The following is a 13287-nucleotide window of genomic DNA, read 5'->3' as shown; positions in this document are numbered from 1 at the left end:
ACACTGGGTACGATTCCGCCGAAAGGTCGACTTCTTTCCCGGTTTCTGCAGCGCACAAGCCGCTCAAACGCGCGAATTATTTAGATAACCTGTTGTTTTCATTAACCCGCGTCAGTTTCTGCAGGGAAATGTGAAGTTTTTTGAAAATGGGGGTTGCAGGTCCCAGACCTAATCCGTAAATACCCCTTCACCGGCGCTGCTGAGGCGGTGCTGACGGGTCGGGGAGACGGCCTGACGGACTGGAAAGACGGTTGAGACGCTCGGGAGAGACCGGGGGCATCTGGGGTAAGGATTTAGGCGGGCGCGCTGAGGTTTTGGCGCAACGGTCTGGTTTTTGGCTCTTGGTGTTTTGTTCTTTGACATTGATGGATAACTGAAGAGATATGTGGGCGGTTTGGTTCGTTTCGACGGATTGAATGTCTGTATATCGCGCTCTTAGGTTCGATGCCTGCGCTCAAGTAGCGTAAGCGGTAGCGCCGATGATAGAGTGTCAGCTTCACTGTTTGTACGGCTTTCGGTTTCTTAGGAGACCTGAAGCACAGACAAACAGATGACTTTGATTGTACCCTGACTAGCCGGTTGGGGTGATCGCTTACACGTGCTCAAGTAGCCGGATAGGCGGTAGCACAATCAAAGATGTGCAGAGGTTCGAACGTCAAGGATAACCGAGTAATCGGTTTTCAACTTGAGAGTTTGATCCTGGCTCAGAACGAACGCTGGCGGCAGGCCTAACACATGCAAGTCGAGCGCGCCTTTCGGGGTGAGCGGCGGACGGGTTAGTAACGCGTGGGAATATACCCTTTGGTACGGAATAGCCTCTGGAAACGGAGAGTAATACCGTATGAGCCCTTCGGGGGAAAGATTTATCGCCAAAGGATTAGCCCGCGTTAGATTAGGTAGTTGGTGGGGTAATGGCCTACCAAGCCTACGATCTATAGCTGGTTTTAGAGGATGATCAGCAACACTGGGACTGAGACACGGCCCAGACTCCTACGGGAGGCAGCAGGGGAATCTTGGACAATGGGGGCAACCCTGATCCAGCCATGCCGCGTGAGTGATGAAGGCCTTAGGGTCGTAAAGCTCTTTCGCCTGTGAAGATAATGACGGTAGCAGGTAAAGAAACCCCGGCTAACTCCGTGCCAGCAGCCGCGGTAATACGGAGGGGGTTAGCGTTGTTCGGAATTACTGGGCGTAAAGCGCACGTAGGCGGATCGGAAAGTTGGGGGTGAAATCCCGGGGCTCAACCCCGGAACTGCCTCCAAAACTATCGGTCTAGAGTTCGAGAGAGGTGAGTGGAATTCCGAGTGTAGAGGTGAAATTCGTAGATATTCGGAGGAACACCAGTGGCGAAGGCGGCTCACTGGCTCGATACTGACGCTGAGGTGCGAAAGTGTGGGGAGCAAACAGGATTAGATACCCTGGTAGTCCACACCGTAAACGATGAATGCCAGTCGTCGGATAGCATGCTATTCGGTGACACACCTAACGGATTAAGCATTCCGCCTGGGGGAGTACGGTCGCAAGATTAAAACTCAAAGGAATTGACGGGGGGCCCGCACAAGCGGTGGAGCATGTGGTTTAATTCGAAGCAACGCGCAGAACCTTACCAACCCTTGACATCCTAGGACCGGTCCAGAGATGGATCTTTCACTTCGGTGACCTAGTGACAGGTGCTGCATGGCTGTCGTCAGCTCGTGTCGTGAGATGTTCGGTTAAGTCCGGCAACGAGCGCAACCCACATCCCTAGTTGCCAGCAGTTCGGCTGGGCACTCTATGGAAACTGCCCGTGATAAGCGGGAGGAAGGTGTGGATGACGTCAAGTCCTCATGGCCCTTACGGGTTGGGCTACACACGTGCTACAATGGTAGTGACAATGGGTTAATCCCAAAAAGCTATCTCAGTTCGGATTGGGGTCTGCAACTCGACCCCATGAAGTCGGAATCGCTAGTAATCGCGTAACAGCATGACGCGGTGAATACGTTCCCGGGCCTTGTACACACCGCCCGTCACACCATGGGAGTTGGTTCTACCCGACGGCCGTGCGCTAACCTTTTGGGGGCAGCGGACCACGGTAGGATCAGCGACTGGGGTGAAGTCGTAACAAGGTAGCCGTAGGGGAACCTGCGGCTGGATCACCTCCTTTCTAAGGATGTTTCTAGCATCTTGAGTTCGCTCTTGATCGTGGAACACTTAGCAGAAGATCAACAAACAAAGTTGATCAAACTCATGGACCGAGCCGTCCTCATATCTCTTCAGGAATACGCGAGCCACCGGTTCGCATGTGGTTTTGCCCTGAGCAGGCCCTCTCGGCAGCTTTTCTTTGGAAAGCGCCTGTCGGGCGACGCCGATTTTGCAGAGCAAAATCAGCTGGGTCGGTAGCTCAGGTGGTTAGAGCGCACGCCTGATAAGCGTGAGGTCGGAGGTTCAAGTCCTCCTCGACCCACCAGGACATTTTTGCGAAGCAAAAAAGTCGTTGTCGCGGCAGTTGCTTTTGGTCACAAAAGCAATGAGAGCGACCTTTTGGGGCCTTAGCTCAGCTGGGAGAGCGCCTGATTTGCATTCAGGAGGTCAGGAGTTCGATCCTCCTAGGCTCCACCATTCACCCGATTTGACCGTTAAGCACCATTTTGGTTCTTTGCCGTCCAATCGGACGTCGCTTCTTCGGAAGCTTTGACATCGTATAGAGAGAAATCAATCAACACTGTTTGATCGCGCCGAGTGTGGCGCTGATCTCGGTCGTTCTCATCTTCGGATGAGCGGCGCAGTCTGGGTCTAGCCGGCCTGGCATGCGTATCGCGATCGAAAAGAACAGAGTTGTCCAAGTCAAATATACTAACCCGAGCGACCTGCGTTGATCAGCTGCACGGCTGGGAGACCATATGGGGTTGCTCAATTGTCCTCGTCCAAGTGGCGGGGGCGGGAAATGTATGTTTTTGGTTCAGAAGAATGACTGCCTTTAGTTACCAGCTGGGCGGTCTCGATTGATCCGACCCCCGAACTGTGAAGGCCGAAGGCCGGAAGGGTTCATGTCCTCAAGTAGCCGAATAGGCGGTAGGACGACCAGGGTCGTGTCTTTCTTTTTCTGGATCAAATCAAGCGCGAGAAGGGCGTTTGGTGAATGCCTTGGCAGCAAGAGGCGATGAAAGACGTGATACTCTGCGATAAGCCATGGGGAGCTGAGAATAAGCTTTGATCCATGGATCTCTGAATGGGGCAACCCACTTGAAAGCTTCATATTGTTAGTTTTGCTAATCAATATGTCGCTTAACCAAGTACTTAAGACCTGAATACATAGGGTTTTAAGAGCAAACCCGGGGAACTGAAACATCTAAGTACCCGGAGGAAAGGAAATCAATTGATACTCCCCTAGTAGCGGCGAGCGAACGGGGACCAGCCGAGCCGGATAAGTGAGAAGAACATGTTGGGAAGCATGGCCATAGCGGGTGACAGCCCCGTATTCGAAGCTTTGACGGACGTATTAAGTAGGGCGGAACACGTGAAATTCTGTCTGAAGATCGGAGGACCACCTTCGAAGGCTAAGTACTCCTTGCTGACCGATAGCGAACCAGTACCGTGAGGGAAAGGTGAAAAGCACCCCGACGAGGGGAGTGAAACAGTACCTGAAACCGAACGCCTACAATCAGTCGGAGGCTCCTTGCGAGCTGACGGCGTACCTTTTGTATAATGGGTCATCGACTTGGTCTCACGAGCAAGCTTAAGCCGTTAGGTGTAGGCGTAGCGAAAGCGAGTCTTAATAGGGCGCATGAGTTCGTGGGATCAGACCCGAAACCGAGTGATCTAGGCATGGCCAGGTTGAAGGTAAGGTAACACTTACTGGAGGACCGAACCCACATCCGTTGAAAAGGATCGGGATGAGCTGTGCCTAGGGGTGAAAGGCCAATCAAACTCGGAGATAGCTGGTTCTCTGCGAAATCTATTTAGGTAGAGCGTCATCCGAATACCCCGGGGGGTAGAGCACTGGATGGGTAATGGGGCCCCACAGGCTTACTGATCCTAACCAAACTCCGAATACCCGGGAGTACTAGATGGCAGACACACTGCGGATGCTAACGTCCGTAGTGGAGAGGGAAACAACCCTGACCTACAGCTAAGGCCCCCAATTCATGGCTAAGTGGGAAAGCAGGTGGGACGACCAAAACAACCAGGAGGTTGGCTTAGAAGCAGCCATCCTTTAAAGATAGCGTAACAGCTCACTGGTCTAAATAAGTTGTCCTGCGGCGAAGATGTAACGGGGCTCAAGCCATGAGCCGAAGCTTAGGATGCCGTAAGGCATGGTAGCAGAGCGTAGTGTGACATAGAACTCATCCGTATTTGCATCCACCTGTGAAATATCAGCGGGTGTAATGACGGATCGAGTTCTTTCGATGAAGCCGGCCTGTGAGGGATCCGGTGGAGAGATCACTAGTGAGAATGATGACATGAGTAGCGACAAAGAGTGTGAGAGACACTCTCGCCGAAAGTCCAAGGGTTCCTGCTTAAAGCTAATCTGAGCAGGGTAAGCCGGCCCCTAAGCCGAGGCCGAAAGGCGTAGGCGATGGGAACTAGGTTAATATTCCTAGGCCAGGAGGATGTGACGGATCACAGGTGTAGTTCAATCTTATCGGATTGATTGGGCTGCTGAGTGGTTCCTGGAAATAGCCCTCCATCAGACCGTACCCTAAACCGACACAGGTGGACTGGTAGAGCATACCAAGGCGCTTGAGAGAACGATGTTGAAGGAACTCGGCAAAATACCTCCGTAAGTTCGCGAGAAGGAGGCCCGGTTCCTAGGCAACTAGGGGCTGGGGGCACAAACCAGGGGGTGGCGACTGTTTATTAAAAACACAGGGCTCTGCGAAGTCGCAAGACGACGTATAGGGTCTGACGCCTGCCCGGTGCCTGAAGGTTAAAAGGAGAGGTGAGAGCCTTGAATTGAAGCCAGGTAAACGGCGGCCGTAACTATAACGGTCCTAAGGTAGCGAAATTCCTTGTCGGGTAAGTTCCGACCTGCACGAATGGCGTAACGACTTCCCCGCTGTCTCCAACATCGACTCAGCGAAATTGAATTGCCTGTCAAGATGCAGGCTTCCCGCGGTTAGACGGAAAGACCCCGTGCACCTTTACTACAGCTTCGCACTGGCATCAGGATTGTGATGTGCAGGATAGGTGGTAGGCTTTGAAGCAGGAACGCAAGTACCTGTGGAGCCTCCCTTGAGATACCACCCTTCGCACTCTTGATGTCTAACCGCGGTCCGTTATCCGGATCCGGGACCCTGCGTGGCGGGTAGTTTGACTGGGGCGGTCGCCTCCTAAAGCGTAACGGAGGCGCGCGAAGGTTGGCTCAGAGCGGTCGGAAATCGCTCGTTGAGTGCAATGGCAGAAGCCAGCCTGACTGCAAGACTGACAAGTCGAGCAGAGTCGAAAGACGGCCATAGTGATCCGGTGGTCCCGAGTGGAAGGGCCATCGCTCAACGGATAAAAGGTACGCCGGGGATAACAGGCTGATACTGCCCAAGAGTCCATATCGACGGCAGTGTTTGGCACCTCGATGTCGGCTCATCTCATCCTGGGGCTGGAGCAGGTCCCAAGGGTACGGCTGTTCGCCGTTTAAAGAGGTACGTGAGCTGGGTTTAGAACGTCGTGAGACAGTTCGGTCCCTATCTGCCGTGGGTGTAGGAGACTTGAGAGGAGTTGCCCCTAGTACGAGAGGACCGGGGTGAACGATCCACTGGTGGACCAGTTGTCGTGCCAACGGCAGTGCTGGGTAGCTATGATCGGACAGGATAACCGCTGAAGGCATCTAAGCGGGAAGCCCCCCTCAAAACAAGGTCTCCCTGAGGGCCGTGGAAGACCACCACGTCAATAGGCCGGAGATGTAAGCGCAGTAATGCGTTCAGTTGACCGGTACTAATCGCCCGATAGGCTTGATTTGATCCAGTAATGGAAAGACAAAATCAAACCAGAAGCATACACCGACCTTGAGTTGGACAATGACGTGACAATCCGCAAAGCGGATTGCACGGTGTTGATTGACATAACAACTGTGCAGGAACGCGCATCCGCTTCGCGAATACGCTGCCTCCTGCGCGTCGCCTTTTTGCTTGGCAAAAAGAGCGACGGGGATTTTCCTCGGTTTGGTGGTCATAGCGCAAGTGAAACACCCGGTCCCATCCCGAACCCGGAAGTTAAGCACTGCCGCGCCAATGGTACTTGGGCTTAAGCCCCGGGAGAGTAGGTCACCGCCAAACCTAGCAAAATCCCCCTTCTCTCTGACGATGAAAAAACACTACCCGGTCTCAAGTAGCCGAATAGGCGGTAGGCCAACACAAGACCTCAAGTAGCGTAAGCGCTAGGTCATCAAAAGTGTCGCGGGATGGAGCAGCCCGGTAGCTCGTCAGGCTCATAACCTGAAGGTCGCAGGTTCAAATCCTGCTCCCGCAACCAGCGTCGGAAAATCCCAGATCAGCCCGTTCAGACTACAATTGATCCACTGGATCAATCGCTTAACGTCGTCACCTCGTCAGGGCCATAACCTGAAGGTCAGAGGCTCAAATCCTACTCCCGCAGCCACTTCTAAAGAACAAGCCGCCAAAGGGCAGCATTGATCGTTCCGAGCCAGACCAATCATCGCCGTCAACGTGTTCTTCAGTAGTGCTCCTCACAGTATTGTTTACACAGGCACAGTTCATTGCGTACGATCCGGTCGAATATTTCCGACTTTATAAACAAAGGGTTTGATGCCATGCCAGAAACGCTGGACCTGCATAAGTACGAAAATCTAAGTCCTTTCCAAATCAAAGACGAACTCATCAAGCTGGCACAGAAAGAGTCGCGCCAGATGGCTCTTCCCTATCTGAATGCGGGACGTGGCAACCCCAACTGGATCGCAACACAGGCACGCGAGGCGTTTTTTCTTCTGGGTCAATTCGCGATGACCGAAGCGCAGCGCCATCGCAATGAACAGCAGGTCGGTTTGGCCGGAATGCCGCAGGGGGATGGATGCTATGACCGGCTTAAGACGTATTGTGCGGATTCGATAGATAAGAATGGCCCTCCTGGTGCTGACACTCTGGTTGATGTGGTGGACTTCGCGATTGAAAAGTTCGGCTTTGCCCCTGACGATTTTGTATTGGAATTGACCGACGGCATTGTCGGTGACCACTACCCGATGCCTGATCGGTGTATGCAGCATAACGAGGCGATCGTCCATGAATACGTGATGTGGGCGATGTGCGCCGGTCACCGGCCCGATGTGAAATTCGACATATACGCGGTCGAGGGCGGCACGGCTGCGATGTGCTACATCTTCAAGGCGCTCAAGAACCAGCGTCTGCTGAATGCTGGTGACACCATCGCATTGGGCACGCCGATATTCACGCCTTATCTGGAAATGCCAGTGCTCGAGGACTATGGGCTGAATGTCGTGGATGTATCCTCGGCCGAGAAAGATCACTTTCAACTGACCGATGACGACCTCGAGCAACTGGCCGATCCGAAGGTCAAGGCTCTGTTTCTGGTCAATCCGGGCAACCCGTCTTCGGTCGCGATCAGTTCCGAGGTCATGGCCCGGTTGGTCGAATTCGTCAAAACCCGTCGTCCGGATCTGATCATCCTAACGGACGACGTTTATGGTACTTTCGTTCCGAACTTCCAGTCGGTGATGGGGCATCTGCCCGAGAACACGATCGGGGTCTATTCCTTTTCAAAGTACTTCGGCTGCACCGGTTGGCGTCTTGGCGCAATCCTGGTGGCCGAAAACAACATCTTCGACAGGATGATTGCCGAGGCGCCGGCCGAGACAAAGGCCGTGGTCAACGCGCGGTATGAGACGCTGACCCCGGATCCTTCGTCCTTCAAGTTTATCGACCGCATTGTGGCCGACAGCCGCGATGTGGCGCTGAACCACACAGCGGGGCTGTCATTGCCACAGCAGGTGATGATGACACTGTTCTCGCTGGTCGAACTGATGGATGAACAGAAAGGCTATCAGAAATTCTGCTGGGGTATCCTGAAACACCGCTTTGATGAGTTGGTCGAAGGCTTGGGCATTGAAGTGCCCGACAACCCGTTGTTCGACAAATACTACGGCATCATCGATTTCGAATTCTGGCTTCGGAAATACGTGGGCGAAGAGGTGGTTGCCTGGATCAAAGACAACGTCCACCCCCTAGATATTTCCTTCAAGCTGGCACAGGATCACGGGATTGTTCTGCTGAACGGATCGGGTTTTGATGCCCCCAACTGGTCGGCGCGGGTGTCCTTTGCCAACCTGGACGACAGCGCGTATCGGCAGATTGGTCGCGCGGTCCGGGCTGTGGCCGTTGGCTATGTGCAAGCTTACCGCGCGTCGAAAGGGTTGCCGTTGCACGGCTAGGTGCGGGCGCAAGAAGCTGAGCGGGCAAAGCTTTGGCCATCTCCCTGCCTGACGATACTTTGCAGCCTAGCCATCACCTATGGGCCGCTGGGCTTGGGGCAGTGTTCCTATGGGACAGCCTAAGGAACAAATGCCACGACCAGCGGTCCCCAGAGGGTCAGGAAGATGTTTGCCACGGCGTAGGTCATTGTAAAGGCGGGCGTTGGGGTCGCATTGCCCGTCTTTTCCAGCAGCGTTGCAAAACCCGGATTTCCCGAACGTGAACCGGTTACAACGGCGCAGGCCTCGACCGGGTTCTTGATGCGCAGGACAAAATAGTTGATCGGGAACTGTACGATCATCGGCATCAGCGTCACCAGGATTCCCAGAAGCAGGAGGGTGATGCCGTATTCCTGAATCGCTTGCAGCGCAGGTTGCCCGGCATTCAGGCCGACGACACCCACAAAAACGGCCAATCCGAAACTTTGAAGGAAATTCGCCGCACCCCGATTAATGCCGCCAATCTTGGGTCGTCTGATGCGCAAATAGCCGATGATCAGCCCCGTTACGAGGCATCCTAGCCCCGAGCCCAGTGCCACTTTGGTACCTGCGATGTTAAAGCTGATCTCGCCGATCAGATAACCGATCGCCACACCGATCCCCAACGCCACGAAATTCGTGACCGAGGCCGACGGAGGCACATAGCCCGCAAGCTTCGAAACCCGATTCAGATCGTCCTTGTGGCCGACGATACTGATCTCGTCGCCCGCATGGATTTCGGTATTTTGCAGAACCGGTATGTCATGGCCCATTCGGGTGATTTTCGAGATATGGACACCGCGCCGCTGATCCGCTGTAAGCGCCGCGCGCAGTTCGGCAAGGGTTCTACCGGTCAGTTTGCGGTTGGTGACCACAACGTTGCGACGCTCTTCCACAACTGTCAGTTCCGGCGGATACTCACCGATTTCACCACTGACAGTGCCTTCGAATTGAGTGAGAGTTGCGACAAGGCCTGAGACGACGATGACGTCCCCGGCATTGACCGACGTCTGCGGCGTTGGATCGACGGGAGCACCGTTTTGCAGCAACCGTTCGACCACGAGGTCGCCCTGGTAACCGCTCTCAATGTCCTTAACCGGTTTTCCAACTATGGCCGCATCGGCGTTCACCTGGTATGCCCGAGCTTCAAAGCGGTTCATCGGAAGGAACTCGCCTTCTTCCAGCTTGTGACCACCACCGCTGAGTTTCTGAGCCAGCTTGATAGCTTCTTGTCGCAGATCAACGCGCATAATGATCGGGATGACACTGACGGCCAGAATTGGGCCGATTGAGCCGAAGATATAGGTAACCGAGTAACCCACAGCGATGTTCGTCTTTAGCTTTTCGGCTTCATCCGAGGCAAGACCCAGCAGATCGATAGCGTTTCCTGCGGTTCCGATAATGGCCGATTGTGTCAGACCGCCAGCCGCCAGACCCGCAGCCAGTCCTTTATCCAACCCCGCCAGTCTGGCCACGACGACAACAAAGAACAATCCCCACAAGGTCATCATAAAGGCGGCCAATAGTTTGGTCAGCGCCGTCCGGTTCAATGCTGCGAAAAACTGAGGGCCTCCGTTGTAGCCCACCATGAAGATAAACAATGAAAAAAAGACGTTCTGGACATCCGCGCTCAGGTTTATGCCGCCAATCTGACCGACAAATACGGCCACAAGCAAAGTGCCCGCGATACCGCCCAGCTCAAACTTGCCGACCCGGAATTTCCCGACTCCGTAGCCCAGACCCAGACACAAAAAAAGCGCCATTATCGGAAAGGCGCGTAGTTGTTCAGTGATCAATTCCATCATCAAACCCCTGGGCTTCTACACTGCTCGAGCCGGCACTGCTTGTGACGTCTCAGCACATTGAAAAGACAATAGATTTAAACTCATTCCGCTATGTCGCTGACAGGTAAGCATCGAGGGAGAGTTCTGTCAAATTCTGACATATCGGCAAAACCGAATGCGTGTTCGCAGCCTCTCGTAGGGAACTCTGCGCCAAACGAGCCACTTCAGGACGGATTTGTTCATTTCCAGCCAGATTATTGTCACTGTCGATCCGCCCCCACTTGATCTGCACGCCGTCCCTCACTTGCCGGACCAAGATACGTTCGACCAGACCCGGGACGAGGTCCGGCGATCCGGAGCGGATCGACCGATCCGATATTTGCTTTTTAAGTGATCATTCGCGTTGCAGAGTTTCTGTCGCTCGTCCCGCGAAAGTATTAGCCGCGTTTGGTTGTTATCAACAAAGCCAGCATCCTTTAGAAAACGCCTTGCGGCTGCGGCGCGAAAGCTTGGTGCGAGAAGTCTTGGTGATGAAATTTCGGCTGCCACTCAGAATACCCGGTCCACTTAGTTTTTTGGCCACGGCGGCGAGCCGATCTCAGTGAGCCACGAGCGTAGCGTACTGACGGGCGGAGACCGTTGGTCGCCGTCCCGGCAAACGAAGCACAGGGCGTTCTCGTCTTCAACGCTGACATCACTGAGGTAGACCAGCCGTCCTGCCGCCAGATCGTCAGCGACCAGAATCTGGCGCACAAGGATGGCACCTTGCCCATCGATGGCAGCTGCAATCAAAACGGCCGAATTTGGGAAAGCCGAACTTTTCGCTTGAACATCCGGGTGGCGTATTCCGGCCTGTGTCGCCCATTTTTCCCAGTGTGGATGAAACTGATCATGCAAAAGTGGAAGCTGAATTATGGTGTCAGCGGCAACCGGACCTTCCGCCACCAAGGAAGGCGCGGCAACAACGACGAGGCGTTCCTTCCAAAGGCGCTCGCAGTAAAGCCCACTCGACGGATAGCCGCCGTACCGCAGGGCCACATCGACCTCGCTGTCAAAGAAATCGATGATTTGATCATCGGTATCCAGACGAATGGAGATGCCGGGGTGGCGCTTGCGGAACTCCGGAAGCCTCGGCACAAGCCATTTGATCGCCAGGGAAGACGAAAGCGATACCGTGAGCGAGCGCCGTGTTTTCGCGCGCTTAATCGCTCCAATCCCTTGTTGCAACGTTGCGAATGAGTCCTGTGTCGCCAGATGCAGACGTGACCCTGCATCAGTGAGTTCGACACCACCCGGCAGTCTTCGCAGCAACCTAACATCCAGGTATTGCTCAAGTTGCTTGATCTGGCGGCTTACCGCGCCATGCGTCACGCCAAGGTCATCGGCTGCTTTGCTGATGTTCAAGCGTGATGCGGCTGCGTCGAAGGCTTGTAATGCTCGAAGATGTCTGATGATCGTCATGACTGTGATTTTATCTCACATCTATGTGTCGTAAAGTCTTTTTATTATAGGCTAGATTCCGCATATCTTAGTCAGGATAAGGCGGAATAATCATAGCGGAGAAAGTGAGATGACTGGTGTCAGAGTGGCCCTGATGACCGGAACTGGCCAGGGCATTGGAAAAGGGTGCGCCGTCGAGATGGCGAAAGCGGGCTACAAGGTCTCGCTGATGTCCCCATCGACGCGATCCAAAGCCTTGGCAGAGGAATTGGGCGGGATTGGACGCCAGGGTTCGGTCCTCGACACCGATGATCTGCAAGCAATGGTGGACGCCACACTCGACAAGTACGGAACGATCGATGCCGTCGTCAGTAACATGGGCCATGGTGGCGGCGTACCGGAAGCGATCAAGACGGTTGGCTTTGATCCGGACTTCGACGGGCCGTTGCTGGAATTGCCGGATGAGTTGTGGCACGAAAGTCTCGACATGTATGTTCTGAACGTGGTCAAACTGGCACGCATCGTGACCCCGATCATGATTGAACAAGGCGGCGGTTCATTCGTGAACATCTCGTCCATGAACACGGTTGAACCGCGCGCGCCCTACCCGATGAGCATGCTGCGCGGTGCGCTGCATAGTTTCGCCAAGCTGTTCGGAGATCGGTTTGCCCGCCACAACATCAACATGAACAACCTGATGCCTGGTTTTTGCGAGAACGTGAATCTGTCCGATCTGGCAAGACGGTCCATCCCCGCGCAACGCCCGGCAACATTCGCCGAGATCGGCCAAGCCTGTGTCTTCCTTGCCTCGGAAGGAGCGCGTTATATTAACGGGCAGAACATCCTGTCGGATGGAGGGATGAACCGTGCGGTTCGATGACTTTGGGAAGGTAAAGGCATGATCGTAAGATCGCTCGAAGGTATTGTTGGGACAGAGCGGGATGTTACCGCCCCGGGATGGAACAGCAGACGGCTGTTGCTCGCGTCCGACGGCATGGGATTTTCGATGACCGATACAATCATCGAAAAGGATGCGTTTCTCGAGCTTGAATACACCCATCACCTGGAAGCCTGCTACTGCATCGAAGGCAGAGGTCAGATCAGGCGATTTGACCAAACGACATGGTACCCGCTGGAACCTTTCACGCTATACGCTTTGGATCAAAACGACAGACACCTGGTACAAGCTCTGGACGGTGACCTCCGTCTCGTCTGCGTCTTCAACCCGCCCCTCACCGGGAGGGAGGTTCATCGCGAGGACGGAAGCTATGCGCCAATTGAATCCTGACGCGCACAGTGAGTTATTTCCAAGTTTCGGGAAAGGGCGCATTGCCAATAGTCCATTCCGGGGTCATTGCGACCATCAACCGAAGCATTGTGAGAGCCCGCTTCGCGGACACGGCAGTCATCCAATTCTTTAGATCAGTTGTCCTGATTAGAATAAAACTCTTCGTTGACAGCTATTGGACTTGGTCACCAACCCTAATACCGCTTTGCAGCTGCTCCTTCCGGCCAGCATCAACCGGATTTCAATTCACTGGACTTTCGAAAGGTCGATCGTAGATTTGTGACATTCTTCGAAAGAGGTGCCCGCGTGTTGGTCAGGATCGGTTCACTCGTTTTCTGGGTATGGTGTTTGTTTTGTTTCGGCGCTGCGTCTTCTGTCGCTGA

General features: G+C 54.2%; 5 protein-coding genes, 3 tRNA genes and 3 rRNA genes. 9 read left to right on the top strand and 2 right to left on the bottom strand.

Translation table 11 applies throughout. The features are described from left to right. Positions 1–681 precede the first annotated feature (681 nt). The 7 genes from ACR3EQ_RS13190 to ACR3EQ_RS13160 all read left to right on the top strand — a co-directional run bounded on the left by ACR3EQ_RS13190 (position 682) and on the right by ACR3EQ_RS13160 (position 8374). Positions 682–2143: ribosomal RNA gene (locus ACR3EQ_RS13190) — 16S ribosomal RNA — on the top strand. 226 nt (positions 2144–2369) lie between these two features. Then, a tRNA-Ile gene (locus ACR3EQ_RS13185) sits at positions 2370–2446 on the top strand. 76 nt (positions 2447–2522) lie between these two features. Further along, positions 2523–2598 (top strand) — tRNA-Ala (locus tag ACR3EQ_RS13180). 492 nt (positions 2599–3090) lie between these two features. Continuing rightward, a 23S ribosomal RNA gene (locus tag ACR3EQ_RS13175) occupies positions 3091–5932 on the top strand. 201 nt (positions 5933–6133) lie between these two features. Next, positions 6134–6248, top strand: a 5S ribosomal RNA gene (gene rrf / locus ACR3EQ_RS13170). The 16S, 23S and 5S rRNA genes sit together here with 3 tRNA genes alongside, the layout of an rRNA operon. Before the next feature lie 119 nt (positions 6249–6367). Continuing rightward, positions 6368–6444 (top strand) — tRNA-Met (locus tag ACR3EQ_RS13165). 298 nt (positions 6445–6742) lie between these two features. Beyond that, positions 6743–8374 (top strand): bifunctional aspartate transaminase/aspartate 4-decarboxylase, encoded by a 1632-nt coding sequence (locus ACR3EQ_RS13160; protein WP_170619568.1) that lies wholly within the window; start codon positions 6743–6745, stop codon positions 8372–8374. 119 nt (positions 8375–8493) lie between these two features. On the opposite strand, the gene aspT is transcribed toward ACR3EQ_RS13160, so the two are convergent. Together aspT and ACR3EQ_RS13150 are read right to left on the bottom strand one after the other, a co-directional pair. Beyond that, the gene (aspT, locus tag ACR3EQ_RS13155) at positions 8494–10197 is read right to left on the bottom strand and encodes an aspartate-alanine antiporter (RefSeq protein WP_480490877.1); all 1704 of its coding nucleotides are present in this window, start codon (positions 10195–10197) and stop codon (positions 8494–8496) included. A 546-nt stretch (positions 10198–10743) separates the two neighbouring features. Further along, positions 10744–11637, bottom strand: a complete 894-nt coding sequence (locus ACR3EQ_RS13150; protein WP_480490876.1) for a LysR substrate-binding domain-containing protein — start codon at positions 11635–11637, stop codon at positions 10744–10746. Positions 11638–11746: 109 nt separating this feature from the next. Here ACR3EQ_RS13150 and ACR3EQ_RS13145 point away from each other — a divergent pair, with 109 nt between their 5' ends. Both ACR3EQ_RS13145 and ACR3EQ_RS13140 read left to right on the top strand, forming a co-directional pair. Further along, positions 11747–12496: an SDR family oxidoreductase gene (locus tag ACR3EQ_RS13145; RefSeq protein ID WP_480490874.1), complete on the top strand. Its 750-nt coding sequence runs from the start codon at positions 11747–11749 to the stop codon at positions 12494–12496. Between the two features lie 18 nt (positions 12497–12514). After that, positions 12515–12904 (top strand): ectoine synthase, encoded by a 390-nt coding sequence (locus ACR3EQ_RS13140; protein WP_170615759.1) that lies wholly within the window; start codon positions 12515–12517, stop codon positions 12902–12904. Positions 12905–13287 lie beyond the last annotated feature (383 nt).

The organism is Ruegeria sp. AN11 (genome assembly GCF_056536005.1).
Note: the sequence above shows the minus strand (reverse complement) of the source record. Positions and strands in the feature narration are given on the sequence as shown.

Excerpts from the sequence above, each read along its gene's own strand:
- ACR3EQ_RS13160 (WP_170619568.1), top strand. The coding sequence starts at position 6,743 with ATGCCAGAAACGCTGGACCTGCATAAGTACGAAAATCTAAGTCCTTTC.
- ACR3EQ_RS13140 (WP_170615759.1), top strand. The coding sequence starts at position 12,515 with ATGATCGTAAGATCGCTCGAAGGTATTGTTGGGACAGAGCGGGATGTT.
- ACR3EQ_RS13150 (WP_480490876.1), bottom strand. The coding sequence starts at position 11,637 with ATGACGATCATCAGACATCTTCGAGCATTACAAGCCTTCGACGCAGCC.
- ACR3EQ_RS13145 (WP_480490874.1), top strand. The coding sequence starts at position 11,747 with ATGACTGGTGTCAGAGTGGCCCTGATGACCGGAACTGGCCAGGGCATT.
- aspT (WP_480490877.1), bottom strand. The coding sequence starts at position 10,197 with ATGATGGAATTGATCACTGAACAACTACGCGCCTTTCCGATAATGGCG.